This window comes from Gemella sp. GH3, from assembly GCF_013415425.1.
In the GTDB taxonomy this organism is placed as follows: Bacteria; Bacillota; Bacilli; order Staphylococcales; family Gemellaceae; genus Gemelliphila.
On the sequence record NZ_JACBYC010000159.1, the window covers coordinates 1 to 391 of the forward strand.

A 391-nucleotide genomic window follows, 5' to 3' on the forward strand; every position below is an offset into this window, starting at 1 on the left:
GGATTAATCGGTAAAGCGATTATCCGTGTTTATGAACGAGAATCTGTAAGTGTATTATTTGACTAAAGGTTACAAATGCGTTTGACGAATTAACTAACAACGTGTATAATACATTCGTTCGTGAATTTACGGACAAATAAACACTTGCAAGCAACTATAGAGTTGATGGGCAAGTGAGGAGCAGATGAGAACAGTCGATAGATTGTTAATACTGCAAAATTTGAAAGGTGGAAATTTGAATGGCTTCATTAAAGTCAATCATCCGTCAAGGTAAACAAACTCGTTCTGACCTTAAACAATTAAGAAACTCAGGTAAAGTACCTGCAGTTGTATACGGTTACGGTACTAAAAATACTTCAGTTAAAGTTGATGAAGTTGAATTCATCAAAGT

At 34.8% G+C, this 391-nt stretch carries 1 pseudogene; it reads left to right on the top strand.

Annotated elements, in window-relative coordinates:
- Positions 1 to 239: 239 nt before the first annotated feature.
- Positions 240 to 391: pseudogene (locus tag HZY83_RS06205) on the top strand (50S ribosomal protein L25/general stress protein Ctc); the annotation flags it as partial.